Raw genomic sequence first — 25,344 nt, 5'->3', positions numbered from 1 at the left:
GCGTCTTTGCTGAGTTCTTGACCAACCTGCCGCGTGTCGGGGCGGGTTTGAAGGCGGTGGATCCGTGACGCGTCACTGGACATGGCCACCGGTCGATCAGCGATCCTGCTCGACTTCGGCAGCTATCGATCGGTCGCTTGCGCGAGCCGGACGAACGTCGGCTAGTGACGGGCGATTACCTGCCTCCACACGGGTTGCCAGTTCTCGATGAAGTGCGACCAGCTCGGGCGAGGTGCGGTCCTCTGAAGTGGGTCCAGCTTGGCGCTCGGCCAGCGCAAACAAGTCGAGCGCACCGGCGAGTTCGGGTTCAGCGTACAGAGCAGTGCTCTCACCGGCGCGCCATAGCTGCGCGAGTTCCTGCGAGCGAATGACGCAGGCGGCAGCGGAACGGTCGGCTGGGATGATGGTGGAGGGCGGTGTCGGCGGTGTGGCTCCCCTACCCGTGATTGTGGCTCGCGTGATGGCAGCAAGCCTGTAACGCAGCACGCGGGTCTCGCGCGTGTCAGTGGGTGACGGTTGGTATTGCTTCTTCAGTATCGCGATCAGCTCGGTCGTGCCTGCGGCTGTTGCCGCGTTACGCCAATGAACCACGGCGCGCTCGCTAGACAACAGGTCGGCGGGCTGAGCGAGTAGGTACATTTCCAGGAGAGGATCGTCTTCCACGTCGACGGGCAGAGATCCGCGATGTCCGCTGGCGGCCGCGTAGCTGAAAGCGGCCAAGCTACTGACCTTTTTGAAGCCGGCTCGGCTCATCTTGCGATCCTCGACCTGGTTCGCGAGGATTTGCGCCAATGCTGGATCAAGGCGGGGCGGCTCGTCGCTATCCGCCTGAGTGTTCGCGATCGTTAGCTCCAAGAGCTTCTCTACGCCCGAAGCGAGAGGGCCGATCGCAGCGTCGATCGCGGCACGATCCGCGCCAGCGCTAGTATCGATCGCCTCCAGCACCGTCACGATCGTCGTTATTTCCTCGCGCGCTTCCCGGTGCCCATCGGCCAGGGCTGCCAACACCTTCACGACGCTCTCGTAGCCGGCGTCCGTCCGCTGACGATCGTCGACCACACGTCCGAGGATCGTCTCGAGGATAGGGAGGATATCGGCAACGGCAACCTGCCCGGCATCGATCGTGTCGATACGATCGAGGATCACGCGCTGCGTCTCCTCGATGCGGGAGTTGCTTTGGGCAAGTGCCGCGATCTGCCCCTGGAGGAGGGAAACCCCGTCGAACAGTGCGGCAAGAACCCCGGCGTTCCCCTCTGTACTCATCGGCGCGGTCCGTCCTTGTCACGCGTTCGGTCACGTTCTTGGTCAGCCCGTTCGCGGTCCTGGACTCGGCGGAGGATTTCGTCAGCACGATCCGTTTCGAGCGGCTCAACCGGCTTCCTGGCCTCCTCCATGAGCGCCCGCAGTCGTTCGGCTTCAGCATCGGGCGGCCCGGCCCCATTGGTCCGGTCGGTAAGCCCGTTCGCTTTCTCTATGAGCGCCTGAATCCGATCGGCCACCTCTGTCCGACGATCTGGGTCGGGGCGGGTCGGTCGGCGTAGCGCGATGTCGGGTGCATCATCGCCTTGCACCGTTTTGGCGCGAAGGGCCTTCAGCCGTGCCAGCGTGCTGAGGGGCTCTGCCCATTTAGGGTCATCGGCTCCGCGTTCGAGCGTTGGCGCGAAGGGATCTCGAGCATGGCCCTTCTCTTCCGCCTCTCGCATCGCCCTAGCTGAATTGGCCTCGGGTGTCGGCAACGACGAGACGAACTTTCCAAGGCTCTGCGCGACCACCTGGTCGGCAAAGGATGCGGATGCTGAGAGCTCCGCGATCGAGCGCATGTAGGTTGCCTCGACAGTATCCCGGCGGCTTCGGAGGATGGCATCAACCGGGTCCGCAACGCCTCGATCACGAAGGCGCTGCGCGCGATCGGCACGGCTTACATCGATGCGCGGGACCTGCCCTTTGTCCCGCATCTTCTGCACCGCGATATGTTCATGAGTCGGGTCAATCCCGCGGGCACGCGTCGGTGTCGCGTTCGCCTCGATGCCTCGGTCGCGCAGCTTCTCGGCGAACCGCTGACGCCAGCGAAAGAGATCGTCGCGGTCCGGATGGAAGCGCCGGCCATCGAGATCCCGGCGCGCGATCGTGATGTGAACGTGTGGATGATCGCGATCGACATGGAGGCCGGCGACCCACGATCGGTTGGCGAACTCTTGCCTGGCGAAGTCGACGGCCGCAGCCTTCAGCTTCTCCGGATCGGTCCCTGTTGGCATCGATAGGATCATCGATATCGAGGTTGCTCCCTTGCGCCGAGCGTCCCCATCCATCTCCCATTCGTGCCAGTCCTGCGCGAGAATCTGCATGTCACGACCGTCGCGAAGAACCTCGCCGTCACTCGTCTCAAGCCCCAGTTCCTTCTCCGGTCCGTGCCCCAAGCGGCTGATATAAGCAAAGTTGGCAAGGACGTGACCACCACCATGCTGGCGGCCGGTGATGCGGACCATCACCTCGGGCACGCGGCGCGACGTGCGGTCCATCGTCATCACGGCGCGGCCGCTCATCCGAGCCTGTGTGCCACCCCCGAAGGCATGTTTTGCCTGACCACTCGGCCGTGATGCGGCTGCCGAAGAAGACGGTTTCGGGAACATCGAAACGGCCGCGATGCCAAGCACTGTGCCCCCGGCCTTGGGCGCTTTTGGCGATCCACCACCCGACCCAAGCCGGTACTTTTTGGGGGGCGCAAAGACCCCGGCCATGGAGTCCATCGTACCAGAGGAGAACCGGAAGCTCATCCTTCGCGACCCTCATGGCTGGACGTCCAGTAGCCAACCTCTGCGCCGACAGAAGACGAAAACGAGCGGCGTGCCTCGAACAGCTTGGCCTTGAAGTCCCCGCACATCTCGATGAATGATCCGGCGATCCGCGCGATGTCGAGCGAGCTGCCCGGCATGTTGGCGGCGTTCATCGCGTGAACCGCCTGGTTGACGTTATCGCTCATCTTCATGACGAGCTTACGGGCTTTTCCGAGTTCGCTCGCGGTCGCAGGTGCGAGCCGAAGGACGGCCGCTTTGTCCCAAAGCTGCCAGCGGATCGTACGCTTGATCCACTCATTGCGCGATAGCCCCAAGGGGGCACCAACCGTCTCGATCCCCTCAATCTCGCTTCGATGAAGCCGGATGGTCACGCGGATCAGGTCGTCGGGATGGCCCCTCCCCTCAAGCGGCAAATTGGGAAGGTCGTCATTAAATGGTGCCACGACGGCACGAGCGATCGTGTTCGCGATCCAGCTACTGCGCGTCTGCCCATTCGCGGCTGCGATCCGATCGACCTCGGCGACCAGTTCATCCTTGAGGCGCAGCCCTACGTTCATCTTGAAAGCCCCGTGCAGCGGTGCCAGACAAACCAATGTTCAACATTGGTGCCGTTAGGCATATCCTGCCATACCTAATCTATCATCCTAATACTTCCAATACCTCTCTCCCACAACCATCCACAGCTCATTCGACGCGGAGGAGGTCGTGGGTTGGGGCGTTCCCCTGCTTGAACCAACGCCATCGCGCTTGGTTAGCTTGGCTACCGTCCCCGCCGCGTTCTCTAAGGGCGGCGATCGTTTCACAGGCGAGCGAGCCCCGCCAGCTGCAACGGACTAGCAATCTCGGAGCGGTTTCGACATTGTGGACGTTCCATACCACCATCCACAGCGGAGCCAGCAATGCCCCGAGCCTCCTCTAAATCGATCGACCTGTCGTCCATCGAGGCTCGCCGAGAAGCCCTTCGAGCCGAACTTGCCGCACTCGATGAACAGGCCAAGGCAGCAGAACTAGCCGCCCGAGATGCTGGCCGCCCCGTCCTCTTGGCTGCGCTCGAACGCATCAAGATCGCGACCATGGCGAAGGCGGACGCAAAGGCCATCGCGTTGGCGATTGGACTTCATGGCGGCGAGGCTGTTGCGCAGCATTTGGCGTCAATCCCGAGCACCTGACGAATACCCGCATACTTCCAGCACGCTGAGCATTCACTCAACGGGCCGAATAGTTTCGTCCCCAGCATACCGTTCCTGCGCCTCCTTGATACAGTCTGCTGTCCGACCGGAGCCACGAGCAGGCGCAAGCCAGCCCCCCCCCCCCCGTTCCCAGTGTTCGGCCGGCCGTTCATGGGCGCGTTGGGGGTATGGCGATCATCGTGTCTCCGGGTATTTCCAAGTTCATCGTCGCCATCAAAGAACCTACCGTCCGATCGGTGTCAGACAGAACGCAATCGTTCCGCATCGAGGCTACGCTTTGAAGCCTGAGATCGATGCACCGATCCGATTGACGTGTCTGACGTAATGGCTGGCTGAACATGAGGGCGCTCCTGATCATACCGTCAGGGGCGCAGAGCAACCTGAACGGCGCCAGATGCATCAGCCGTTTAGGGTAAGCAGGCTTGGTGCGGATCCAGGAAGCCTGTGTTCCGTTGATGTCTCTCAAAAACAGTTCGGGCATCTCGATGTGGTTCGCGACCGTCCCGGCATGTTGCCGGCTGTCCTGGTGACGAGCCAATCAATGCCTCCGTCCATGGACGTGGTTCAACACCGCGATGCTATCGACGCCCTCGCCACGTTCAGCACCAGTGGTAGCGAAGGGAGAACCTCGGAGCCGGGGGTAACAACACGCTCGCCCTTACCCCCGGGCGGCCTCGCCCGCTCTTGGTGACGGGCGTCGCGCAACGCGTCGCCTGGTACGGTCAGCCCCCCTCAGAACGCTTGCGGTTAGAACTCAATGCTGGATGCACCGGGCAACCGCCCCGCCCTCCCCTGCCCTTGCCAGGCAAGCGTTGGCTTCCAACAGGTCCGTTCGGCGACGCGAGCCATGTCGCCGGAAGCCGCTCCGCTTATAGCAGCGCTTCGCCAATCACACTCCTACTTGTCGCCCTTCATATTACGCTGCTCTTCCGCTTCCAGAAGATCGAGCATGAGACCAAAGACCTCGCCTTTCGCCATGCGGTGCCGGTAGGCATATTCGTCCAGGCGCTCACGATCGCCGTCGCGAAGGCGCAAATTGTAGTGATCCGGATATTGCGACGGCTGACGTGCCCGTTTCTTGGGAGCGACGGGCGCCGCAGCCTGCGTCGGCTTGTCCGATTGAAAGCCGAGCAGCTCCCCCCCGGCTTTGGCCTTGTCGCGGATCTCGCGGGGCGGCGGTGCGATATAGTCGCTGTCGTCGAGCCCGAAGCTGGTCACGCCTGCGAGCTTCGCCACAGGCTTTGCAGTCTTGTCGTTCATGCGTTCGACCTCGCTGTGTTCAACGCTTCGAGGACATCGTGCGCGAAGGCGGCGGCATTGACGCGTGCGCTTTCTATCGATGCGCTCGGCGTACCTTCCAACTCGGCCAGCGTTCCTCCCTGAGCAAATAGGCTTCGATAGACGGTACGCTCAGCGATCGAAGTCGGCAGGGTCGTGATCCCCGCCCCCTCGACGCCATCGGCGATCTGCTGCGAGACCCGCGATCGGATGCGCGAACTGGCAGGCGTGCGCGTGAATACGCCGACGAAGGCAATGTCTCGGCGTGCGGCTGTCGAGGCGCGCCGAATGCTTTGGAAAGCACGGGCAGCCTGGTCACTATCGAGGACCGATCCCTGCATCGGCACGATCGCCAAATGGGTCATCAAGAGCGCGTTGGTCACGCGCGCAGAGGCCCTGCCCTCAAGGTCAACTATGACGAACCTCGCACGTTTTTGCGCCTCGTCGATAGTGTCGATGATGGCGTCTTCGTCGACCTCCTGGACGACCTCAATGTTCTCCGGCTTGCCCGGCAAGCCTGCCCATTTGACGAGCGGAAAGTTCGGATCGGCGTCGACGATGACGACCGACGCACCGCCGTCCGAGAGCTCAAGCGCAAGGAGCAAGGCAGCGGTGGTCTTTCCAACCCCTCCCTTGGGTGAGAGCAAGGTTATAACCGGCATCGGACCCCCTAGTCGTTGTGTTAACTGTATTACCGACTACGGCGCTGGCCAATTATCGGTAATACAACGAGAGGCTGCTACCATACCGGTAATCGTTATAATAGCGGTAATCTGGGCAGTGCGGATATTCGCGGCAGTGCCGGTAATGACAACATTGCAGGTGTTCGCGGTGCTCTCTGCAATCGCGGCACCACGTGTAGTCCGGGAATTACCCGTAATTCGCCCCCTACCCGCATTCGGTGTATTACCGCTATCGATGCTCGTCCCCCCATGCTCAAGGTCGGAGCACCGTACTTCCCCCAACGGCTTGGTCTGATGCCCCCCCCCCCCGGTACCGCGAGCACCCGCCGTGGACCGTCGCGGAGGAGAACTATGTCGACCGACTCTACCTATAACACCGGTAATCGGGCAGTTGCCGGTAGTCTTGGTAATACATGTAATATTTTCAGAGGCGTTGATCGTGGTCCACGACTGAGAGATCGCTAGCGTACGACCTCACCGCATTTTTGTTGTAAGAATGCGCAGCGGGTGGCGGGGGACGAAACGACACGTTAGCCATTCTCTGTATTATCGATAATATCTGTAGTGCCTGTGCCTACGAGAATACACGAAGTCTCGGTATTATCGGTATCCTGATCGACAGTCGCTCGCGTTCGCTGCGCCCTAGCGGACGGTTTCGGGCTGTATTGCCGGTGGTGGTGTTTGACTGAGGATATTGGAAGGGACCTCAGCCATCGCTGTCTGTATCACGGGCAATCGCCGCAATGCGTGCATTCGCCCGATTATTTATAGTCGCGGTATTACCGCTAACACCTACCGCCTCAGTGACCAGGCGTATCCTGACGAAGCCTGACGCAGCCTGACGCTACGCACTAACCCTCGGGCCGCTCAGTCGATAGCGGACGGTACCGACGAGCGGGAGGAGGGGAGGGGGCTACGATGCTCGTTCACATCCTGGGGGCTGACCGGCAATGCCTGTAGTCCGTGCATTGCCGGTATTCGCTGTAATCTCTTCAACGCTGTCATGGGATTGGCGCCCTCAACGCGCCGGCAACCGCCTGCAGCGTCCGTCAAGACTTCACCCTTACGCAGGACCGAAGGTTCGGGCCTGAAGTACCCGTGGCGGCCTATTCGTACATTAGCTATAATTCATGTATTTACCGCAATACCGGTGCTAGCTGTATTACTGCTAACCGGTACATTTGGAATTGGCGCTCAACGCCCGGCGGAATGCCTTCCAACCTGCAGCACCAGGGGTCATTATATTAGCAGCGTGGACGTCCGGCCGCGACGAGGAGATCCTCTGCCTTCCAGAAACGCGCACCGTTGATGCTAGATGGATGACCGGACTGCTAGCCGGCCCTTCCAGATGCACCTGGCCATGACCTCGTGTTTGTACCGCTTGGAATCGACGACGAGCAAACCGATCAATATCCAACAACGGATAGGCGAAAGGATCATATCCGTTCACGACGACGACCGAGCTGTCGTGATTTTCGGCGGTGATGACGCTGTACCCCGTGCCGACGGCGATGACCATGGTTGCCACCATCAAGGTCTTTGCGAGGCTCATGGCGTTTTTGCGGGCGATCCAGATATCGTTGAACATGTCCGAGGCTCCTGTGAAGCCGGCGGGATTCATCCCCGCTCGACAGGCGCCCGACAGGGACGGGGAGGGGCCGCGATCACTTTTTTCGCGTGCGAAAAAAGCCGTAGCGAAGCGCCCGGACCCCTTGTGGGTTGATCGTATGAGGCCCCGAGCCGTCCCAAGGATTGCGCCTCAAAGAGCGGGGTGAAGCTCGCAGGTAGGAGCGTCGCTGCGCAGCGTTGGGTCGCCGGTGACGTCCCCCTCGCTAAGGGATGGTGGCCGCCTGCCTCTCGTATCCGCACACTGCGTCCCCTGATCGATCGGAGAGTTCGCTCGTGCGCAAAGAGTCCCTGCCTGGTCTCGGGCGGAAACACGTTGCCGCTTTTCGGAAATGAACTTCCTGCGCGCGGCGCGGGCCGTCAGTCGATCGTTACCCGGATGGGCCGAGACCCAAAGGGGCTCGGTGGAGCGAAGCGGAATAGAGCGACGGTCCCGGGCACAGCCGGGAGACGCCGTAATCGATCGGGGTCTTTTGACCTAGGTCAACGGTTGAGCATCAATGGACCTTTCAACCGAACCCTATGCTCTTGTCGTTGACGACGATACCCTGATCCTGATGGACGCTTGCCATATCCTCCGGGAGGCCGGCTTTCGATGTCATGAAGCGGGCACGGGCCACGAAGCGGTAACGCTCCTCGATGTTCATGCAGACAATGTCATACTGGTGTTTTCCGACGTCGAGATGCCCGGCGACATGAATGGGTTCGCGCTGGCGCATCATGTTGCTACGCATTGGCCCCATATCGAGATTGTCATCTCAAGCGGTCGGCGGAAGCCAGAAGCAGGGGACATGCCGGAAAAGGCGACGTTCCTTAGCAAGCCCTTCAATACGCGCATTGTCCACGACCATCTGCGCGAGACACTGCCCAATGGGAAAAAGCCGGGGCCCCTCAAACAGGCCGTCTAAGCTGCGGCGAACACGAAGAGAGGCCCGGAGCCGTAGCTCCGGGCCGTTCCCGCCCCGGTTCAGAAGGGGACGTCGTCGTCATCCAGACCGCCGTGATCCTGCGTGTTGCCTTGGCTCTGGCGGCCGCGGCTGAGGAAAGTCACTTCGTCGGCAATGATCTCGACGCCGTAGCGCTCGATGTTTTCCTGGTCGGTCCAGCGGGTGTAGTGGATGCGCCCCCGGACCATGACCTTCTGGCCCTTGTCGACATACTGCGCGACGGTCTTGCCGACGCCGTTGAAGCAGGTGACCCGGTGCCACTCGGTGTCCTCGATGCGGCGGTTATCGCTGTCCTTCATGATCTTGCCCTCGCTGTCGCGCTTGGGGCGCGAGGTGGCGAGGCTGAACTGGGTGATATTGGTGCCGCCCTGGGTGGAGCGGGTCTCGGGCGTGGCGCCGACGTTGCCGGCGAGGATGACGAGGTTCTGCATTTCGAGGTTCCTTTTTTGCTTCGCCGGGGGTCCGTCCCCTCGACTGAACACCAAAAAAGACGGCCAGGACGCCCTCTCCACCGGAGCGCGAAGACGCGGCGGGGAACCCCGATCAGAGGGGTGGTGCGGGCAGCCGCAAAGCGGCAACTCGGCCCGAATGATCGCGGGTTGGAGGGGGTGGACGGCCGGATTAGGTCGTTCAGGAAAGAGAGGGGATGAACCCCCAGGAGCGCAAACGCCAAGGATCCGAAGAGCAGGACACCCTTGTCGCTATCCTCATCCGGCATGCCATTCCGCCTGATCCCTCGACAGAGGGCGGCTTAGATTGCCGTGTCGTCATGTCTTTCCGTTGGGCACGCGAGGCTTCATGGAGGATGACCGCACCCCTTACGAGAACCAGGCACCGGCCTTCCTGCTTGCGGCGCGAGCGCCGTGCCCGATGTCGATCGGCCGATAGGTTGGTCCCACGCGATCCGCGCCGCTGGACTCCAGGACAGAGTGCAGCCGTCGTGATGCAGTTTCGAGACTTCCACACGGGGCGCAAGCTGAGGCACCGCGGCGACAAGCTGTGCAATGACGCGCCCCCCTGATGGGGCGGACAGGCGGAGCCGTCTCCCGCGCCTTTTCACCAGAGGACCGATCCGCGTCTCAGATCCGTGGAGCGTGTCGCGCCCGAGACCAAGCAGCGCTCGGCGATTGCTAGCTGCGACGATGAGGCTGCCGACGTCGGCGCGCAACCATACCCGCTCAACGCCATGAAGGTCGCCGATTGGTGATCACCGTCGCCTACAAGCCCATGACGACGTGCGCGAACCAAAGCCGAGGGGCAGGGGAGCGGGCTTTCAAGGAGCGCGCACGGCGGTTGCGGGTTGGCCTCGATCGGTAGGACGCATAATGAATCTACGCCGCCCTCGAGTTGGTCGACGCCACCTTCAAACGTCCTGACGTACCGTCAAGAGTTGGCTTGGAGTATGCTGACACCACTTTTGCAGCGTCATCCCATTGCCCTGTTAAACAGCAATCGTAATCGTAATCGTGAAGGATGCCCTGCGCGGCAACGACCGGCGAACAATCTGCCGTGACGTCGATAGCTGCCGGCTTTACGGTGCCTTACGGTGCCTTACGGTGTGTGCCGACTCCCGAAGGCTGGCGTTGCGCACCTACTTTACGCGCTCGGCCAACTCGGCTTCGAGACTTATGATTGCGGCCTCAAGCGCCCGTAATCCTGGGCCTTCTAGATCCTTACGCGCATGCCGTGCTTCCTGGAGAAGCTCCGTCCAATAGGTCAGCGTATCTTTGTAGACGGGATGGCCGCGCAGGCGCCGAGCGCTGGAGGCCGCGTTTTTGACATTTTCGAGAATTGATCCGGCTAGATTCATGCGGGGCAGGTACGTTTCGGACGCACAAAAGGAAAGAGTTGTTCAGCTGCAGTTATCGCGGCCCCTGGGGCTCCTCGCGCAGGATCGCCCCCAGGCAATTGCAATGGTACCCCTCCCGTGGGGACCGCCCTCCCGGCGACCGGTGATCGGTTGACGTAGCACTGGTGCAGCGACGGTGTTTGGACCGGTGTTAGCGACGGTGCGATGAATCAGATGACGGTGATCTCGAGCGTTGGACGACGCCAGGTGTGACGGGATGAGCAAAAGCTGGCGCAGCTCGGCCGGGCTGAACCGATTATCGCGGGGCGCGCTTGTTAAAGAGCTTTCGCGGCAGGCCCCCACAGCGCTTCGGGCTCGCCATCATATCGGGGTCGGATACACATCAGGCCACCCTATGACGGGTCGCTCGTCACCGCGACATACTCAATCCGCGCGCGCGAAAGCGACGAACCGCACGATCTTCTGTTCCCAATCTGTTCTCTTGAGCGTTATGAGGGCCAACGAGTTAGGGATTCAGATCATGTTGCTGCCGATCGCGCAGCCGGTCCCGCTCGCCGTGATGGCGCCGGGGCTCCGGCTGAAGCCAATCGGCGTAGCGGGAGCTGGCTTTCCGTCACCCGCCCAGGACTGGGAGGAGGACGCTATCAACCTGGTTGAGCTGCTGCGGCTCAACAGAGCCGCCAGCTTCGTCTTCCGGATCGATGGGACGAGCATGGTCGACGCCGGCATCGCCGATCGCGACGTCGTGGTGGTCGATCGCGATGTCGCGCCGCGCAGCGGTCACATCGTGATCGCCGTGCTTGCTGGCGGTTTCGTCTGCCGCCAGCTCGTTCACCGGGCAGGGGTACCGTACCTCGAGGCGCGTAACAGCCGGCAGAGCTACCCGGAGCAGATCGCCGACGACCAGACGGAAATATGGGGCGTCGTGCGGGCAGCCGTCCGCGACTACCAGCGATAGGCGCGCGCCGATGACCCACGCGATTGTCGACGTCAGCAACTTCTACGTCTCGTCGGAGAGGGTCTTTGACCCGAAGCTACGGCGCGTGCCGGTTATCGTGCTGTCGAACAACGACGGCTGTGCGATCGCGCGGAGCGAGGAGGCCAAGGCCCTCCACATCAAGATGGGCGATCCACTCTTCAAGATCCGTGACATCATCAAGCGGCATGGGATCGAGGTCCGATCCTCCAATTACGAACTCTATGCTGACATGAATCGGCGCTTCAATGCCGTGATCGCGGAGCATAGCGACCTGATCGAGATCTACTCGATCGACGAGAGTTTTTACCGTCTGCCTGTCCTGCCCAACGGCCTGGGGAATGTGGCGGCCGCGCATAAGCTGCGCGCGGCAATCCTGCGCCAGACCGGCCTTCCGACGCGGATCGGGCTTGGCCCGACGCGCGCATTATCGAAGGTCGCCAACGCTTTGGCGAAGGCGACCGAGAAGATCTGGGATGGTGTCGTGGACCTCCACGACACCGAGCTACGCGCGCGGCTGTTTGCAAAGTGGCCGGTCAAGGAGGTGTGGGGGATTGGTTCGGCGCTGGCGGCGCGACTGCATCCGCTAGGAATCCGCACGACAGCCGACCTCGTGGCAATGGCACCCGCGTCCGCGCGTGATGTCGGCACGGTCGTTCTCGAGCGCCTGGTGCGCGAATTGAACGGCGTCGAATGCGACGACTTCACGCCAGAGCCGGAAGCCAGCAAGGCGACGGCGGTAACACGCCAGTTCGGCGCGCCGGTGACGGACCTCGCGGAGCTTCGCGAGGCGATGGTGCGGCGCGCGGTGCGCGCGGTCGAGAAGATCCGCCACCAAGGACTGGTGGCAACACGGCTGATCGTGTTCGCGCACGGCTCGCGCTACCGGCCCAATCCGCCCTCGGCGAGCCGGCAGACCCGGATGTCGCCGCCCAGCAACGATCCGCGCATCATCGCCGGCTTGGCGGCTAAGATGATGGAGGCGATGTATCAGCCCGGGGGCGTCTATACGAAGTGCGGCGTCCTGCTCGAGGAGCTGCTGCCGCAGGGCGCGGGGCAGGGGGATCTCTTCGCCGTCGAGGATCCGCGTGCGCCCGGGTTGCTCGCAGCCATGGACGGGCTCAACGATCGGTTCGGCCGCGGGACGGTCGGAATCGCAGCGCAGGGGTTCGGCGCGCGCGGGTTCGATACGAAGCGGAGCCAGAAAAGTCCGGCATGGACGACGCGGATCGGGGAGATACCGGTAGCCCGATAGGTGCGGGGGAGGGAGCGGGTTCTACGAAGGGACATTTCCACTCAGGCGCCAGGCCTATCCATCCTGAAATTAGATTTTCAGGATGAATGGCGTATATGGGGGGTGCGGTTTCATCGAGTCAGATCGGTGTCACTGACCTGAATCCGTCGCGCTGTGAACGCGACGGGTTCAAACTTCCGGGGCTGGCGCTGTCAACAGCGCCGGCCTTTTTCTTCGAAAAAGGGGCGAAGGCCCTGTGAGACCTCCGCCCCCCGCTAAGCCGAAATTACTTCCCGCCCAGCGTGACGATCGCGACGACTAGCGAATTACCCAGTCAGCACGACCATTGCGGTTTCATACATGGTCAAATCAATATCACCTCCTTGGGTGACATGATTTGCGGCAGGGGCTGTGAACTCCTCATCGCTGTAACCCAAGGGTATCACACAGCGAGCGCGCAATTTCGCGCAGTATTTGTTTTCACGATCGCGCGACGGACGGTCGCTTGGGATCCTGACTTACGCAGGCGTTGCGACCTTGAGCTTGCGCCGAGGTGTCGGCGCTGGCGATGCTGCCTCTACCTCTGCCGTCTTGGTCTTTCGCCCAAGGCCGATTTGTTTTGCCATCGCGCGACGTACCTCGCTGTAGGCCGGCGCTACCATCGGATAATCGGATTTGAGATTGTAGCGGGCGCGGTACTCCTCGGGCGTAAGCCCGTTGCGGCTGAGATGCCGTCGTAGGGTACGGTACGGCTTTCCGTCGATCATCGATATTATGTGGTCGGGCGACGCCAGCGATTTCCGCGCAGTGGTCGCTGGTGGATATTCCGCCTCGCTTCGCGCCTCGGATTGGCGATCAGCCTCGGCCGGGGCGTCCAGCTTCACAAGAGCCGCGTGCATGGAGGCGAGGAAAGCCGGAACGGCATCGGCTTCGGGTCGGGTATTCGGGTTCGCAAGCCACGCGGCGGTAAGCTCGGCCGCCAACGCGATCCGGTCAGTCTTCTCGTCCATATTCCAGTTCCCTGTTTGTATTGTCGCGCCGATCTATGAGCGATCCCGCCCCAAGCCGGCCGAGACCGCAGCTTCGGCAAAGCTAGCGGCGCGTGTCGATCATGCCGGCAAGATTCCGGTAGGCCGCTAGACCCCGCGGTAGAGGGAATCTTTCAAACAAAAAAGGCCTCCCAAAGGACGGCCTGGAAGTTTTAAGAGAGGGTGCCTGAAAGGCCGCACTTTGCTGCCCCTGCGAACAGACGGTCGCAAGTGCAATCGATGCAATGGTAGCAGGCCAGGCAGCGGTTCAATCCGGCAGGTTCACGTCAGGGATCGTCACCCGAAGGGCTGAGACCCGAAGGGGCTCGGTGGAGCGCCGAGCGGAATAGAGCCCGGCACCGCCCATAGGGCGGGGCGACGCCCGCGACATAGGTTTTGCGGTCAGGACGGTCCATAAGGCGAAACCATCAAAGCCGCGGAGTGAAGGTGAGTAAACCGGACCTTGAAGAAGCCGTTCTGCTCGAAATCGAGACGGGATTGTTGCAACTGCATCAGCGAAGTTCGGGACTAAGCGGTCTCGTGGATACACCGGAGCTGACGTTTGAATATGCGGCTGTCGCATCGCGGGAGCTGATCGTCGATGTTGGAGAAATCTCGCGACACAACATGCTCCTGGTCGAGGAGATGATCGCCGCGGTTCGAACGTTGCAGCGGGCGCATCAGCGGAGAATGACGCCTCCTGCGAGGACACCATTGCATCAACGGGCGTCGCTGCCGCAGCTCGTCGTGCTTGGTATCGCGGCGCTGATCGGGATTGGCTTCACCGCGTTTCTGATCGGATATGTGCAGGGATTCCCCGAGGGCTGCGCGCGCGGGATCCGCGAGGTGCTGGCGCATCGAGCGGTGTGAGACATGACGAGAGCGGGGCGGCAGCGCCGCCCCGTCTCGGTCACTCTTCCCAAAGCGGCTTGAGCTTGCGGGTCCGTTTGCGAGCGGGCCGGGGTGCCGCGGGCATCCCGTGTATCGCGATCTCCGCTTGGATGCTGGCCAGGTCCGCGAGCCATGCTTGGGTGCGTGCGGTTTGAATGTTCATCTGATCCTCCTTCTGTTCGCTTGAGACAGAGGCGGGCTGACGATCGGGCGGGGTCGGGGTCACAGGACCGCGCAAGCGGCCGCGAAGCGGGGCGTGGGGGTGCCGATTTTGTCGTGGCCGTAGTGCAGCGCAGCGAAAACGGAGGCCGCGTCAAAATTGGGGGCACCGCGCATCCTTGACGCCGGCCCCGCCCGGTCGTCACGATGGAACGGCGTCGACGACAGAGCCTTTCCGACGGTGGTGGGGCAGGGGAGGCCGCCACACAGCGCACTCCCTTCTACCTCCGCGCCATCAAGGGAGCTGGACGGTCTGCGATGCCAGGATCGCACCGGTCAGCGCGTCGCTGTCGATTTCACCGGCGATGTAGCGGGCATTGAGCTGCTCGATCTCCTCGGAGAGGATGCCGCCTTCGTGGCGGACGTTGCCGCGTGCGAAGTCCACCTCACGGTGACGGCGTGCGCGCTCGGTTGCGCTAATCTGATTGATCGTTTCGACGGTCATGATGCGATCCTTTCGGGAGATGGGGAAAAGCCCCGACGGCTGGGCGCGTCGGGGCGGTGTGCATCATCGTTCGTCGACGCGCATGATGGTGAGGACGCGCGTGGTCTGAAACGGATCGGCCGGATCCTCCGAACCCCCGATCAGGTCGAGGTCGTAGTAGTCGATCTTCCAGTAGCAGGCGGTGCCTTCGAATTCGAACCGGCCCATGTCGCGCTCGCCGTGCGGGTTGATGGCGTCATCGAAGCGGTCGTAGTCACGTACGGTGCGGATCAGCTCGGCGCGCTTGCGGAATCCACGAAAGATACTGACGTCTCCGATCAGGTCGGCGATACCGCTCGTCATCACGATGCGGTTGTTAACTGGGGCAGTGATATGTGCGCGTAGCCAGTCGTTGAGCCGCGCGATCTCGGTCGGCCCGCCCTTGGGGCGCTCGGATGTGAAGGTCTGGTCGGCCATGTCGGTCTCCTTGTCTGACCCCGCCAATCGGGGCCTTCGACCGGCGACAGGACCGCCAAGGCATAGCTGGCTCGCGCACCCGTAGGGTCGAAACGCAGTGGAGAAGTCCGCGTGGCGGACTTGCGCGTGAAAGCGCCTCGGCGAGGACGCAGGAGCCCGAAAGGCCCCTTGGGATGGCGGCGAGTTGGAGACCGGCCGACCCCAAACCGCTGGCGATCCCCGACCGGGAGGACTATCGTCGCGGCCATGGAAACGTCTACCAACATCGTTGCCCTGTGGCCCCGCTGGATGGAGAACGCCGGCACGATGTTGCGGATGAAAGCGCTGGTTCGCTCGCGCTGCTGTCAATGCGGGACATTGATGCGCGTCGAGATGGAAGATGTCGTCGCCCGCCACGGTGCCAACTATTCGCTGGTCGACAAGCTGGAGCGTTGCCGGATGGTCGAGTGCTACGGTTCGACCTTCTATCTGGCGTCACGGACCTATGGGGGGCAGTGGACGACGCTGCTGCGGGAACCCAGGCTGCTCGAAGCATTCGAGGAGCTGCCGCCCGTCAGGACGGCGTGGAGTTGATCGTCGGCAACAGTACGCGGTGAGCAAAAAAGGGGGCCGGAGCCCCCTCGTCTTAGTGCCGCAGAATCGACACCAGCGTTCCGATCGCGGTCAGGGCCACGATGGTAAAGCCGATGATGCTTATGACCCATGTCTGGGTTTTCATGTGCGTATCGAGCGACCGTTGCAGGCCGTCGATCTTCTCGTGGAAAGCGGCTTTGTCGCGTCTCCAACCATGTCGTCGATATACTCCTCGATGCTGGCTACCACCAGCTTTGCCTGATCGTCGGTTACCTTGATGGATTTGAGTGTTTGATACAGATCGACTTGCATAGGCTTCTCCCGTTGTTGGCACGAAATTGTGCGGGAGTACCGGGACATGGGCTCCGGGCGATCGGGTCAGGGACCGCGTAAAGCGGCCGCGCCAGCGGGGCGTGGGGGAGCCGATTTGCGTGAGCAAATTGGGGGAACCGCACATCCTTGAGGCAATCGCCGCATCCATGTCATACTACGACGACACGAATGAGCAGTTCTCCCACAGGTGCCGCAGCTGCGCGTAGCGCGGGGACGAGGCGGGCTCGATACCCGGCTTGGCCCCTCTCTTTTGCGCCGGAAAGCGCGGGGTGGTGGGACGGGCTCGATGGCCGGCCTGGCCCTAGACCTTTGCGCCTGACGAAGGCGCGGGGGCCTTTCGGCCCCCATCTGGTCAGGCGAAGGGGTCGTATTCGTTGTTATGCGCAGATCGGCATAACAACGATTATGATCCGTTCGAGATTATGTAGATGGGTCGATCGGAACGCGGTTCCGGCCGGGTTATTGCCCGGCCGGGCTGCGCATAATCAGAGCGCTTGAAGGAACGCCATCAGCCGATCCGGGGCACGATAGCGTCCCGGCGTGGCGGCAGTCGGCTCCAACCGACTGAGCGCTGCTTCCTTCATCGCGAGGTCCGCCTCCAGATAGATGTGCGTCGTTGTCGGGCTTTCGTGCCCGAGCCAGAGCGCGATGACGGTGATGTCCACACCCGCCTGAAGCAGGTGCATCGCGGTCGTGTGACGGATGGTATGAGGCGAGATCGGCTTCCCGCCCAGCTGGGGTAGCGACCGGGACGCGCTCGTAACCGCGAGTGCGAGGCGCTGAGTGACACTGGACCGCGACAGCCTTCCGCCAGAGCTGTTCGGGAACAGCGGATCGTTTTCGCAGGCCCTGGGCAGGTGGCGCTGCCATTGCCGCAACGTGGCAGCAGTCGTCTTCCAGATCGGCACGCTTCGTCGCTTCCGACCCTTTCCACGGAGGTGCGCTACAGGCGATACGTCGAGTACGACGTCGCCGACTCGAAGATCGATGATCTCCGATACGCGCGCGCCTGTGTTGTAGAGCAGGGTGAACAGCGCGCGATCTCGCCGTCCGGCCCAGCTTTGCGGGTCTGGCGCTGCAATAATCGCCTCCATCTCAGGTCGCGTCAGGAAGCCGAGCACGTTCTGGTCGGACCGCTTCTGCGGTACTGCCAAGCCATGTTCGATGGTGGCGAGCGCCGTCAGATCCTGATGGGCGGCGTACTTCAGGAACGAACGGATCGCCGACAGGCGCGCGTTGCGGCTGCGCACGCTGTTGCTGCGCTCGCGCTCGAGATGGTCAAGGAACGCGAGGATCAGCGTCCCATCGATATCGGCGAGCGCAAGCTCGGTCGGTGACTTCCCGATCGTCCTCTGCGCGAACAGGAGCATAAGCCGGAACGTGTCGCGATATGCGGCGACTGTGCTAGGGCTGACCGCCCGCTGCTCGCGCAGGTATTCCGTGAAGAACCGCTGGAGCAGCGCCGGGAAGGAGGGGGGTGCGAGAGAGTCAGCCATGACGCACCTCAGCATCCTTGGCGCTTAGCGCCTCGAACCGGCTCCCGGCGATCGCCATCAGGTCCGGCACCGCCTGCAGGTACCAGTAAGTGTCGCCGAGGTTGACGTGCCCGACATAGGTCGAGAGCGCCATCATCGCGTTGCCGATGTCGGCGCCGTTTTGCTGCCAAAGCATCAGGCGACGGCAGATGAAGCTATGTCGCAGGTCGTGGATGCGGATGACCTGATGGCCGCCGCGGGCCTGGATGCCAAGCTCAGCAGCAAGCCGGCCGAACACTGACCTGACGTTTCCATAGGTGAGGCGCTCGCCGGTTTGCTCAAGAAGGAACAGCGGCGTGCTGCCCTCCATCGATCCGTGCTTGGCCCGGATGCGCAAATAGGCTCTCAGCGCCGCCGTGGCGGTCGGGTGTAGCGGTACGAGCCGGCTCCGCTGGAACTTCGAGTGATGCACGGTAATCTGCGTTTGGATGTCACCGATATCGTGAATGCTCAGCCGAAGCGCCTCGGAGATACGCATGCCGGACGCGGCAAGCAGCCCGAACAGCGTAGCGAAGGTTGCGGGCGTCAACCCGCCGGGGAGCCGCTTCGCGGCCGCGATCAGCGACTCGATTTCGGCGGACGAGTAGATGTGGGGAGCGAGCCGTCGGTGCGAGCATCCGAACGGTGAGTCCTCCGGGAACCGGGTGCTCGGATCGCGATCGGCAAGATGCCGGGCGAACGGCCTGAGTACAGCAACCCGCCCAGCCCAGGTAAATGGGTCAGCGCGTGCTGCGCCCTCTTTGGCCCATCGCAGGACGATCTGCACGGCAAGCGGGCCGACATGGCCGCTGGCGTCGGCGAAGCGGGCGAACGCCAGGGTAAGGCTGCCGGATCGGTCGAGCTCGAAGCCAAGATGGCGGCGCTCGGCGAGGTATTCCTGTGCCCGCACCAGCATCGTGGAGGGGGCGCTCATGCCGCGTCCCCCGGCCAGGGCAGTGCGACAGCCGATAGCCGCGTAGCGTCGACCCGAGTGTAGATCGCGGAGGTGACGATGCTGCGATGACGGAGCAGGTCCGCGATCTGCTTCATCGGTGTGCCGGCGTTGACGAGCCGACTGCCGAGCGTGTGGCGAAGGATGTGGACCCTCGTTCGTTCCCAGCCAAGTCGCCGGTAGGCGGCGTGGACAGCTTGCTGAACAACGCGTCGTCCGACCGGCTCGCCTAGCGGGGCTACATGCCGGACGAACACCTCTCGCCGGCTCGTCGTCGGTCGCTCGTGCAGCAGATAGTCGGCGATCGCTTCCCCGGTCGCTTGCGGCAGCGGCAGCACGTCCGCACGACGCGCCTTACCGGCGCCGATCCGCACCGTTCCTTCCTGCCAGCCTATATCATCCAGCCGCAGCGCGACGATCTCGCTGCATCTAAGCCCAAGGTCGGCGAGGCAGCGAACCATAGCGTAACCGCGCCTGCGCGAGGGACAAGGCGCGTCGAACGCGTGCAAGAGTTGGTTCAACTCGTCCGGCGAGAGCGCTTCCGGCAATGCCGCGTCCCGCCAGTACGCCGGCCGCGGCACGGCGCGAAGCAGATCACGAACATCGTCGCCAAGCAGCTGGCGGTGCCGGAGATAGCAGCGGACGGCACCGGCCATGACCCGGATCGTGCTCGTGCTCCAGCCAGCATCGCCGATTACGAACGCCCGGATCGCCGGCGGACGGAGTTGTGTCGTTGCGATCGGACCCGTCCCAAACTGACTCTTGAGCAACCGGCGGATGATCCGGCAGCGATGGTCGCGGGTACCTTTCGACAGTCCCCAGACCTCGACCATCTTCGTATCGAAGCCAGCGAGTTCGCGCCCGATATCATCCTTGAACGGAACGGCGACTATTCCCTGCGTTCGCAGGAGACGAAGCATGATATTAAGTGCGGCTCTGACCTCGATCATTCGGAGCGGCACCGGCCGCTGGCATGAACACTGTGGCAGGTGCTCCGACAGGAACTTGGCGATCAGGTGTTCGTCGAGGCGATTAATCGAGAGACCTTGGTCGCTAAGCCACTGCCCAAAGTGAATGACGCTTGCGAGATAACGGCGACGTCTAAGGCCATATCGACCGGCCTGCAGTTGCCCGTCGTAGCTTTCGATCACCGCCGCGAACGCGTTGTCCGTGTCATCGATGCGAAGTTGAAGTGAGAGAGGTGTAGCCATAGTTCGAACTCCTGTTGAGGGAGATCGAGCAGAGCCTTTGCTTTCTCGAGTTTCAAACGCCTCAAATCTTAAATCAGCTTGGCCACGGTGTGAAGCTGGGTAATGCGGGTGACTTTGAGTTGTCGGGTCGTGGCGATGCGGGTGAGTATGCGGCTCCCCGGCGGGATCGCTCACCAAGCGCGCTTGAATTAGGTGCGTTCAACCCGCCCGATCTCGCGCAGTGTGTCGAGCATTACTTTTCAGCGCCCTCGTTCTCATAGACCAGACGCGAGAAAACCTGGAGCGCCTCACCACATTCCGCCAGTTTGGATCTGGCCTGTTCCGACCGGGCATCCTTGAAAAAATCGCGGACCTCAATTTTGGCGAGCCATGCCCGCTGTTTCTCGAAATCGTCCTCGATTTCTTCCAACTCCGCGAACATGAATTTACCCGCGGCGGTTTCTTTGGCGACTTCGGCCAAGAGCGCATCAGCGCGGTTATGGAATTCGTCGTACTCACGTGCCCGATCGGAGCGGAACCGTGCGATGGCTTCGTCGTCCCCACCCACGACATTGCCGGCGAAGATCGACACACTGCCCCCCTGTTGACGGACCGTGTTGGCCAGATCAGCGAACAGCGTAGCGTGCGCCTCACTTTCGGGCAGTACCCACGTGCCGTGTTCGAGACTGGCGGCACCGGCTGCGCGTAGGCGACGCCAGAGCGCGACCCGTGCGCTGGACGAGGTAGCAGGGAGGTGACCCAGGAAAAGTAGCCAACGAAGCGTCATGGTCGTTTAATGTTACACCTGTTGCACCGATGGCAAAGCCCATATAGATGATGTAATAGGTGTTGCATTACACCGAGGGAGGACGGTCATGCAGCCAGTGAAACGCAAAACCCGGCTGACCGCCCGTCAATTTCACCGCTGGCTGGGGATCGGCGCGGCCGTTCTATTCCTGTTGGTGTCGATCACCGGCGTCGCGCTCCAATATCAGCAGATATTCGGGTCGGAAGAAGCGGCAAAGGAAGCAGCGGCGTCGATCGTGTCGCCGTTATCGCTTGCGAAGCCAACCGGGCTCGATCCGGCCGCTCTCGACCACGCGCGAGCAGTGCTTCTCGCGCGCTACGGCAATCGTCCGATCGCAGGGGTGGATTGGCAGATCAAGGCACCAACCCCGGCATTCGTGTTCCACCTCGACGGAGCCGACCCGCGCAAGGTCGCGGTCGGCGTCGCTACGGCCGCCATCCTGTCTGACGAGCCCGACGGCGAGGATTGGTTGATCCGACTTCATTCGGGCGAGATCATCGGCGACGGGGGCAAGTTCCTGGGGCTGCTATGGGGCCTTGGGCTGGTCGCGATGACGCTGACCGGGGTGTGGCTCTACATCAAAATGTATCGCGCGCGGCAGAAGGGTTCGGCGTCGAGGCTGACCGGCTGGCGACGGTATCTCTGGTGAAAGCCGCACGGGCCGTCATGGTCGCGGGGTTGCTTGCCGCCACGCCAGCAGCCTCGCAAACGACCGGCACGGCAGGCGACGCGACGCCGCAACCCGAGGTTCCAGCGCCGGCCAAGCAGGGGCTGTCGTTCAAACCAGATGTAGGAATCGTCTACCAGGCGGGTGACTTTCGGCTGACCGCATGGGGGTTCGCCGAACGGCTGATCGACCCCGGAGGACCCGATTATTTCCGGCGTGTCCGGCAGGGCGCGGAGATCGACTTGCCGCGCATCAGCGATCATCTGCGCATCGCCGGGGTCTATGAAATCGACCTGACCGACACGAACGCCTTTGGCATCAATCCTGGTCTGGCGGGCACGCTCAATAGCCACGATTTCGAGAACCTGTTCGTGGCAGTGCAGGACGCCGATGATCCCGCCAAATTCCGTGTGCTGTTCGGGCACAACACCAGCATCCTGTCACGCGACGACAATCTATCGTCGGGTAATCTCCCGACGATCAATCGCTCGCTGATCCTTGAGGAGCACGGTTCTACCAACACCTTTGGCGCGCAGCTCGGTGTTCAGGTGCAGAAGATGTTATCGCCCACGGTAACGCTGTTAGGTTCAATCGGTGACAATCGAGGCGGATTGAACGCCCAACAGGTCAACTTCTCGTTCGGCCGCGCGGTCGCAGCCAAGATCGTGCTGACCCCGGTCAGCGACGACAAGGGCGGCAGGAAACTCACGGCCGGCTTCGCCGTCGATCGGACGACCGGCATCCGTGACCGTACTTTCAATCTGGCGACAGCCATCGGCTTTGCAGCCGTAGGCGGTCTGGCTGCGACCGGCACCAAGACCACAGGCGAGGCTGATATCGCCTATACCTTTCCCATTGCCGGGCACCCCACGACGATCGAGGCCGAAGGCATCTCCTCGCGCTTCTCCGAAAGCCGCAGCGACGTGTATGGTGGCTATGTTATGGGGCAGGTCTCGCTATTCGACGCGCCCCGGACCGGTGACCTCGATCTGTTCGCTCGGTTTGACGTGGTAAGCCTGGGTGCCGACCAGATCGCGCGGCGCGCAACCCAACAGGCGATCCGCACAGGGTTCAACTACAACCTGCCCTACACGCGCAAACTCGCCAGTCTCCATCTCGAATATGGCCACAGCACGATCACGGGGCCGACGGCGATCGTCACCGACCGACGCAGCGCCAATGAGGTGCGTATCGGATTCCGCGTCAGCTTACAGCAGTACATCAGGCATTGAGCGGTCAGATCGATCTCGTGCCGAAAGGCTGGCGCGCCGTGCCCCGCAGCGTCATCGCACTCGGCTTTGTTGCGATGTTCATGGATATGTCCTCTGAGCTGATACACAGTCTGCTACCGCTTTTCCTGGTCGGCTCGCTTGGCGCGAGCGTCGCCGCAGTCGGATTGATCGAGGGGGTAGCCGAAGCCACGGCGTCAATCGCGCGGGTGTTCTCAGGCGTGCTTTCCGACCGGCTCGGCAAGCGCAAATTGCTTGCGGTCGTCGGCTACGGCCTTTCCGCGATCACCAAGCCCGTCTTTCCCTTGGCAGGATCTGTTGGCGCGGTATTTGGCGCACGGTTTTTCGATCGCGTCGGCAAGGGCATCCGCACTGCACCGCGTGATGCCTTGGTAGCGGACATCACCCCGGCCGCGATCCGAGGAACGGCGTTCGGCGTTCGCCAAGCGCTCGACACTGTGGGGGCTTTCGCCGGGCCGTCGCTCGCCATCGTATTGATGGCGGCTTACGCCAATGACTTTCGTGCCGTATTCTGGTGGGCGGTTGTCCCAGCGATTATCGCTATGCTTTTCATGATTTACGGGGTGCAGGAGCCGGCTGGCACGAAGCCCAGCGGGCAGAAGGGATGGCCGATCAAGCGCGCCGACCTGGCTCGAATGAGTCCGGCCTATTGGTGGACGGTCGCCATAGGCGCGGCGTTCACGCTGGCTCGGTTCAGCGAGGCGTTCCTTGTACTGAAGGGCCAGCAGGCGGGACTTCCGATCGCGTTGGTGCCGCTCGTCATGGTGGCGATGAATCTGGTCTATGCGATCGTAGCCACCCCGGCCGGCTCGCTGTCCGACCGGATCGGGCGACGCGCCGTGCTCGGCGTCGGATTGGGCGTGCTGATCGGGGCTGACCTTGTGCTGGCATTTTTACCAGGCCTCGTTGGGCTGTTTGTCGGTGTCGCGCTGTGGGGCTTATTCATGGGTCTCACTCAAGGGCTCTTATCGGCGCTCGTTGCCGACACCGCGCCGGCCGACCTTCGCGGCACGGCGTTTGGCATCTTCAATCTGGTGACGGGAACCGCGCTCTTGTTCGCCAGCGCGCTTGCGGGCGTATTGTGGGAGGAGTTTGGACCTACGGCCACGTTTGCGGCTGGGGCAGCGCTTGCGACGCTCGCTGCGGCGGTCACAGTAATCAGCAAGGTCGGGACTTCCGGTTGCCTAAGAAGGATGTGAATGCGCACATGCACGCGGCAGCTTGCGTGGATGACCGCTGGGTTGGTCTGTTAGCGTAGATTTGTGCCCGTCCGATGTCGGGAGATCACGTAGCGCCGAGCTGACCTCGAGGTCTCTGATTATGCTCAGCTCGGCCGGGCAATAAACCCGGCCGGGACCGCGTTCCCGATCGACCCTCTACATAATCTCGAACGGATCATAATCGTTCACGACGACGACCGAGCTGTCGTGATCTTCGGCGGTGATGACGCTGTACCCCGTGCCGACGGCGATGACCATGGTTGCCACCATCAAGGTCTTTGCGAGGCTCATGGCGTTTTTGCGGGCGATCCAGATATCGTTGAACATGTCTCAAGGCTCCTGTGAAGCCGGCGGGATTCATCCCCGCTCGACAGGCGCCCGACAGGGACGGGGAGGGGCCGCGATCACTTTTTTCGCGTGCGAAAAAAGCCGTAGCGAAGCGCCCGGACCCCTTGTGGGTTGATCGTATGAGGCCCCGAGCCGTCCCAAGGATTGCGCCTCAAAGAGCGGGGTGAAGCTCGCAGGTAGGAGCGTCGCTGCGCAGCGTTGGGTCGTCGGTGACGTCCCCCTCGCTAAGGGGTGGTGGACGATTGGCTTCTCGGATCTGCCCTCTGCGTCTCGCGATCGAAGGGAGACTTCACTCGGGCGCAATGACGGCCAGCCCGGCCAGATTGGAAAGATGTTGCCGCTTTTCGGAAGAAGATCTCCTGCGCGCACCGAGCGCCCGTCAGTCGATCGTTACCCGAATGGGCCGAGAGCCGAAGGGGCTCGGTGAAGCGAAGCGGAATAGAGCGACGGTCCCGGCGTAGCCGGGAGACGCCCGACCCTAGTTTTTACCTGATCCCAGAGTGGAGCTAACCCCTGTCTCATGGTCGAACGACCCTCCGCGCGGCCCCTGGTTGATGGGCCTTTTGTCATTTGGATCACGGGGGACGAAGCTGAAGCGATCGCCGATCAGCTTGTTGCCGTCGATCTTGTAGCTGCCTGCCATCGACATGCCGGAGAGGATCACGGTGTCGCCGCTGACTTCGTAATTTCCGCTGGTGCCGCTCGAAAGAGAGAAGGTCTTGTCGCCGAAGGTCGCGACGATGCCGGGCGATGGTCCATTGACCATGTTGTAGGTGCCCTTCACGGATTTGCCGCAAGCGGCGAGCGCGAAGGCTCCTGCGAGAACCAGCCATGCCCGTTTCATGCTCATCTCCCTAGCAGGCTCGCATCGGCGAGCTGCGCGGCATCGTGCTACGCGGGGACGGGATGCG

The 25,344-nt window shown here is 62.4% G+C and carries 27 protein-coding genes; 9 read left to right on the top strand and 18 right to left on the bottom strand.

Annotated features, from left to right (window positions below; genetic code table 11):
- Positions 1 to 96 precede the first annotated feature (96 nt).
- From IE187_RS19390 to IE187_RS19380, 3 genes are read right to left on the bottom strand one after another with little or no spacing between them, the layout of a single operon-like run.
- Positions 97 to 1,263 (bottom strand): hypothetical protein, encoded by a 1,167-nt coding sequence (locus IE187_RS19390; RefSeq protein ID WP_189677651.1) that lies wholly within the window; start codon positions 1,261 to 1,263, stop codon positions 97 to 99.
- Positions 1,260 to 2,738 (bottom strand): relaxase/mobilization nuclease domain-containing protein, encoded by a 1,479-nt coding sequence (locus IE187_RS19385; protein WP_229839557.1) that lies wholly within the window; start codon positions 2,736 to 2,738, stop codon positions 1,260 to 1,262. The genes IE187_RS19390 and IE187_RS19385 overlap by 4 nt, the downstream gene beginning before the upstream one ends.
- 32 nt (positions 2,739 to 2,770) lie before the next feature.
- Positions 2,771 to 3,352 carry a hypothetical protein gene (locus IE187_RS19380; RefSeq protein ID WP_189677649.1) on the bottom strand — a complete coding sequence of 194 codons (582 nt, stop codon included), beginning with the start codon at positions 3,350 to 3,352 and terminating at the stop codon, positions 2,771 to 2,773.
- A gap of 342 nt (positions 3,353 to 3,694) precedes the next feature.
- Between IE187_RS19380 and IE187_RS19375 the strand changes: the two genes are divergently transcribed.
- Positions 3,695 to 3,964 carry a hypothetical protein gene (locus IE187_RS19375; protein ID WP_189677648.1) on the top strand — a complete coding sequence of 90 codons (270 nt, stop codon included), beginning with the start codon at positions 3,695 to 3,697 and terminating at the stop codon, positions 3,962 to 3,964.
- Between the two features lie 918 nt (positions 3,965 to 4,882).
- On the opposite strand, the gene IE187_RS19370 is transcribed toward IE187_RS19375, so the two are convergent.
- The 3 genes from IE187_RS19370 to IE187_RS19360 all read right to left on the bottom strand — a co-directional run bounded on the left by IE187_RS19370 (position 4,883) and on the right by IE187_RS19360 (position 7,534).
- Positions 4,883 to 5,245, bottom strand: a complete 363-nt coding sequence (locus IE187_RS19370; protein WP_189677647.1) for a hypothetical protein — start codon at positions 5,243 to 5,245, stop codon at positions 4,883 to 4,885.
- Complete coding sequence (locus tag IE187_RS19365; RefSeq protein WP_189677646.1) at positions 5,242 to 5,925, bottom strand: nucleotide-binding protein; 684 nt, start codon at positions 5,923 to 5,925, stop codon at positions 5,242 to 5,244. The genes IE187_RS19370 and IE187_RS19365 overlap by 4 nt, the downstream gene beginning before the upstream one ends.
- A gap of 1,189 nt (positions 5,926 to 7,114) precedes the next feature.
- On the bottom strand, positions 7,115 to 7,534 hold the full coding sequence (locus tag IE187_RS19360; protein ID WP_189677665.1) for a hypothetical protein: 420 nt from the start codon (positions 7,532 to 7,534) through the stop codon (positions 7,115 to 7,117).
- 538 nt (positions 7,535 to 8,072) lie between these two features.
- Here IE187_RS19360 and IE187_RS19355 point away from each other — a divergent pair.
- The gene (locus IE187_RS19355; protein WP_189677645.1) at positions 8,073 to 8,480 is read left to right on the top strand and encodes a response regulator; all 408 of its coding nucleotides are present in this window, start codon (positions 8,073 to 8,075) and stop codon (positions 8,478 to 8,480) included.
- Positions 8,481 to 8,539: 59 nt separating this feature from the next.
- Here IE187_RS19355 and IE187_RS19350 read toward each other — a convergent pair whose 3' ends face one another.
- Positions 8,540 to 8,950, bottom strand: a complete 411-nt coding sequence (locus IE187_RS19350) for a single-stranded DNA-binding protein (protein WP_189677644.1) — start codon at positions 8,948 to 8,950, stop codon at positions 8,540 to 8,542.
- 1,899 nt (positions 8,951 to 10,849) lie between these two features.
- Here IE187_RS19350 and IE187_RS19345 point away from each other — a divergent pair.
- Positions 10,850 to 11,287, top strand: a complete 438-nt coding sequence (locus IE187_RS19345; protein WP_189677643.1) for a LexA family protein — start codon at positions 10,850 to 10,852, stop codon at positions 11,285 to 11,287.
- A gap of 10 nt (positions 11,288 to 11,297) precedes the next feature.
- The gene (locus IE187_RS19340; protein ID WP_189677642.1) at positions 11,298 to 12,560 is read left to right on the top strand and encodes a Y-family DNA polymerase; all 1,263 of its coding nucleotides are present in this window, start codon (positions 11,298 to 11,300) and stop codon (positions 12,558 to 12,560) included.
- Between the two features lie 497 nt (positions 12,561 to 13,057).
- On the opposite strand, the gene IE187_RS19335 is transcribed toward IE187_RS19340, so the two are convergent.
- A complete protein-coding gene (locus IE187_RS19335) occupies positions 13,058 to 13,549 on the bottom strand; it encodes a Ros/MucR family transcriptional regulator (protein ID WP_189677641.1) in 492 nt (163 codons plus the stop codon).
- Between the two features lie 465 nt (positions 13,550 to 14,014).
- Between IE187_RS19335 and IE187_RS19330 the strand changes: the two genes are divergently transcribed.
- Positions 14,015 to 14,437, top strand: coding sequence for a hypothetical protein (locus IE187_RS19330; protein WP_229839556.1), 423 nt, complete (start codon positions 14,015 to 14,017; stop codon positions 14,435 to 14,437).
- A 40-nt stretch (positions 14,438 to 14,477) separates the two neighbouring features.
- Here the strand turns inward: IE187_RS19330 and IE187_RS19325 are convergent, their stop codons facing one another.
- The 3 genes from IE187_RS19325 to IE187_RS19315 all read right to left on the bottom strand — a co-directional run bounded on the left by IE187_RS19325 (position 14,478) and on the right by IE187_RS19315 (position 15,578).
- Positions 14,478 to 14,621: a hypothetical protein gene (locus IE187_RS19325; protein ID WP_189677639.1), complete on the bottom strand. Its 144-nt coding sequence runs from the start codon at positions 14,619 to 14,621 to the stop codon at positions 14,478 to 14,480.
- 291 nt (positions 14,622 to 14,912) lie between these two features.
- The gene (locus IE187_RS19320) at positions 14,913 to 15,122 is read right to left on the bottom strand and encodes an antitoxin VbhA family protein (RefSeq protein ID WP_189677638.1); all 210 of its coding nucleotides are present in this window, start codon (positions 15,120 to 15,122) and stop codon (positions 14,913 to 14,915) included.
- A gap of 63 nt (positions 15,123 to 15,185) precedes the next feature.
- A complete protein-coding gene (locus IE187_RS19315; protein ID WP_189677637.1) occupies positions 15,186 to 15,578 on the bottom strand; it encodes a DUF3768 domain-containing protein in 393 nt (130 codons plus the stop codon).
- Between the two features lie 246 nt (positions 15,579 to 15,824).
- Here IE187_RS19315 and IE187_RS19310 point away from each other — a divergent pair, with 246 nt between their 5' ends.
- Positions 15,825 to 16,151 carry a hypothetical protein gene (locus tag IE187_RS19310; protein WP_189677636.1) on the top strand — a complete coding sequence of 109 codons (327 nt, stop codon included), beginning with the start codon at positions 15,825 to 15,827 and terminating at the stop codon, positions 16,149 to 16,151.
- 141 nt (positions 16,152 to 16,292) lie between these two features.
- Here the strand turns inward: IE187_RS19310 and IE187_RS19305 are convergent, their stop codons facing one another.
- From IE187_RS19305 to IE187_RS19285, 5 genes are all read right to left on the bottom strand, one after another.
- Complete coding sequence (locus IE187_RS19305; RefSeq protein WP_189677635.1) at positions 16,293 to 16,463, bottom strand: hypothetical protein; 171 nt, start codon at positions 16,461 to 16,463, stop codon at positions 16,293 to 16,295.
- A 506-nt stretch (positions 16,464 to 16,969) separates the two neighbouring features.
- Entirely contained in the window at positions 16,970 to 17,980 is a 1,011-nt protein-coding gene (locus tag IE187_RS19300) for a tyrosine-type recombinase/integrase (RefSeq protein WP_189677634.1), read from the bottom strand.
- Positions 17,973 to 18,932 (bottom strand): tyrosine-type recombinase/integrase, encoded by a 960-nt coding sequence (locus IE187_RS19295; protein ID WP_189677633.1) that lies wholly within the window; start codon positions 18,930 to 18,932, stop codon positions 17,973 to 17,975. The genes IE187_RS19300 and IE187_RS19295 overlap by 8 nt, the downstream gene beginning before the upstream one ends.
- A complete protein-coding gene (locus IE187_RS19290) occupies positions 18,929 to 20,161 on the bottom strand; it encodes a tyrosine-type recombinase/integrase (RefSeq protein WP_189677632.1) in 1,233 nt (410 codons plus the stop codon). Before IE187_RS19290 ends, IE187_RS19295 begins: the two co-directional genes overlap by 4 nt.
- A 232-nt stretch (positions 20,162 to 20,393) precedes the next feature.
- Entirely contained in the window at positions 20,394 to 20,927 is a 534-nt protein-coding gene (locus tag IE187_RS19285) for a Chromate resistance protein ChrB (RefSeq protein WP_189677631.1), read from the bottom strand.
- Between the two features lie 43 nt (positions 20,928 to 20,970).
- Between IE187_RS19285 and IE187_RS19280 the strand changes: the two genes are divergently transcribed.
- From IE187_RS19280 to IE187_RS19270, 3 genes are read left to right on the top strand one after another with little or no spacing between them, the layout of a single operon-like run.
- A complete protein-coding gene (locus tag IE187_RS19280) occupies positions 20,971 to 21,597 on the top strand; it encodes a PepSY domain-containing protein (protein ID WP_308435302.1) in 627 nt (208 codons plus the stop codon).
- A complete protein-coding gene (locus IE187_RS19275; RefSeq protein ID WP_189677629.1) occupies positions 21,594 to 22,847 on the top strand; it encodes a porin family protein in 1,254 nt (417 codons plus the stop codon). Before IE187_RS19280 ends, IE187_RS19275 begins: the two co-directional genes overlap by 4 nt.
- Positions 22,844 to 24,064: an MFS transporter gene (locus tag IE187_RS19270; protein ID WP_229839555.1), complete on the top strand. Its 1,221-nt coding sequence runs from the start codon at positions 22,844 to 22,846 to the stop codon at positions 24,062 to 24,064. Before IE187_RS19275 ends, IE187_RS19270 begins: the two co-directional genes overlap by 4 nt.
- A gap of 177 nt (positions 24,065 to 24,241) precedes the next feature.
- Here IE187_RS19270 and IE187_RS19265 read toward each other — a convergent pair whose 3' ends face one another.
- Both IE187_RS19265 and IE187_RS19260 read right to left on the bottom strand, forming a co-directional pair.
- Complete coding sequence (locus IE187_RS19265) at positions 24,242 to 24,412, bottom strand: hypothetical protein (RefSeq protein WP_189677628.1); 171 nt, start codon at positions 24,410 to 24,412, stop codon at positions 24,242 to 24,244.
- Between the two features lie 499 nt (positions 24,413 to 24,911).
- Positions 24,912 to 25,277 carry a hypothetical protein gene (locus IE187_RS19260; protein WP_189677627.1) on the bottom strand — a complete coding sequence of 122 codons (366 nt, stop codon included), beginning with the start codon at positions 25,275 to 25,277 and terminating at the stop codon, positions 24,912 to 24,914.
- Between the last annotated feature and the right edge of the window lie 67 nt (positions 25,278 to 25,344).

It is taken from the genome of Sphingomonas glacialis, from assembly GCF_014653575.1.
Taxonomy (GTDB): domain Bacteria; phylum Pseudomonadota; class Alphaproteobacteria; order Sphingomonadales; family Sphingomonadaceae; genus Sphingomonas; species Sphingomonas glacialis.
Note: the sequence above shows the minus strand (reverse complement) of the source record. Positions and strands in the feature narration are given on the sequence as shown.

Excerpts from the sequence above, each read along its gene's own strand:
- IE187_RS19305 (WP_189677635.1), bottom strand. The coding sequence starts at position 16,463 with ATGCAAGTCGATCTGTATCAAACACTCAAATCCATCAAGGTAACCGAC.
- IE187_RS19390 (WP_189677651.1), bottom strand. The coding sequence starts at position 1,263 with ATGAGTACAGAGGGGAACGCCGGGGTTCTTGCCGCACTGTTCGACGGG.
- IE187_RS19360 (WP_189677665.1), bottom strand. The coding sequence starts at position 7,534 with ATGTTCAACGATATCTGGATCGCCCGCAAAAACGCCATGAGCCTCGCA.
- IE187_RS19290 (WP_189677632.1), bottom strand. The coding sequence starts at position 20,161 with ATGGCTACACCTCTCTCACTTCAACTTCGCATCGATGACACGGACAAC.
- IE187_RS19285 (WP_189677631.1), bottom strand. The coding sequence starts at position 20,927 with ATGACGCTTCGTTGGCTACTTTTCCTGGGTCACCTCCCTGCTACCTCG.
- IE187_RS19295 (WP_189677633.1), bottom strand. The coding sequence starts at position 18,932 with ATGAGCGCCCCCTCCACGATGCTGGTGCGGGCACAGGAATACCTCGCC.
- IE187_RS19320 (WP_189677638.1), bottom strand. The coding sequence starts at position 15,122 with ATGACCGTCGAAACGATCAATCAGATTAGCGCAACCGAGCGCGCACGC.
- IE187_RS19315 (WP_189677637.1), bottom strand. The coding sequence starts at position 15,578 with ATGGCCGACCAGACCTTCACATCCGAGCGCCCCAAGGGCGGGCCGACC.
- IE187_RS19380 (WP_189677649.1), bottom strand. The coding sequence starts at position 3,352 with ATGAACGTAGGGCTGCGCCTCAAGGATGAACTGGTCGCCGAGGTCGAT.
- IE187_RS19385 (WP_229839557.1), bottom strand. The coding sequence starts at position 2,738 with ATGGCCGGGGTCTTTGCGCCCCCCAAAAAGTACCGGCTTGGGTCGGGT.
- IE187_RS19260 (WP_189677627.1), bottom strand. The coding sequence starts at position 25,277 with ATGAAACGGGCATGGCTGGTTCTCGCAGGAGCCTTCGCGCTCGCCGCT.
- IE187_RS19375 (WP_189677648.1), top strand. The coding sequence starts at position 3,695 with ATGCCCCGAGCCTCCTCTAAATCGATCGACCTGTCGTCCATCGAGGCT.
- IE187_RS19340 (WP_189677642.1), top strand. The coding sequence starts at position 11,298 with ATGACCCACGCGATTGTCGACGTCAGCAACTTCTACGTCTCGTCGGAG.
- IE187_RS19310 (WP_189677636.1), top strand. The coding sequence starts at position 15,825 with ATGGAAACGTCTACCAACATCGTTGCCCTGTGGCCCCGCTGGATGGAG.
- IE187_RS19370 (WP_189677647.1), bottom strand. The coding sequence starts at position 5,245 with ATGAACGACAAGACTGCAAAGCCTGTGGCGAAGCTCGCAGGCGTGACC.
- IE187_RS19300 (WP_189677634.1), bottom strand. The coding sequence starts at position 17,980 with ATGGCTGACTCTCTCGCACCCCCCTCCTTCCCGGCGCTGCTCCAGCGG.
- IE187_RS19350 (WP_189677644.1), bottom strand. The coding sequence starts at position 8,950 with ATGCAGAACCTCGTCATCCTCGCCGGCAACGTCGGCGCCACGCCCGAG.
- IE187_RS19345 (WP_189677643.1), top strand. The coding sequence starts at position 10,850 with ATGTTGCTGCCGATCGCGCAGCCGGTCCCGCTCGCCGTGATGGCGCCG.
- IE187_RS19365 (WP_189677646.1), bottom strand. The coding sequence starts at position 5,925 with ATGCCGGTTATAACCTTGCTCTCACCCAAGGGAGGGGTTGGAAAGACC.
- IE187_RS19325 (WP_189677639.1), bottom strand. The coding sequence starts at position 14,621 with ATGAACATTCAAACCGCACGCACCCAAGCATGGCTCGCGGACCTGGCC.
- IE187_RS19355 (WP_189677645.1), top strand. The coding sequence starts at position 8,073 with ATGGACCTTTCAACCGAACCCTATGCTCTTGTCGTTGACGACGATACC.
- IE187_RS19265 (WP_189677628.1), bottom strand. The coding sequence starts at position 24,412 with ATGTTCAACGATATCTGGATCGCCCGCAAAAACGCCATGAGCCTCGCA.
- IE187_RS19335 (WP_189677641.1), bottom strand. The coding sequence starts at position 13,549 with ATGGACGAGAAGACTGACCGGATCGCGTTGGCGGCCGAGCTTACCGCC.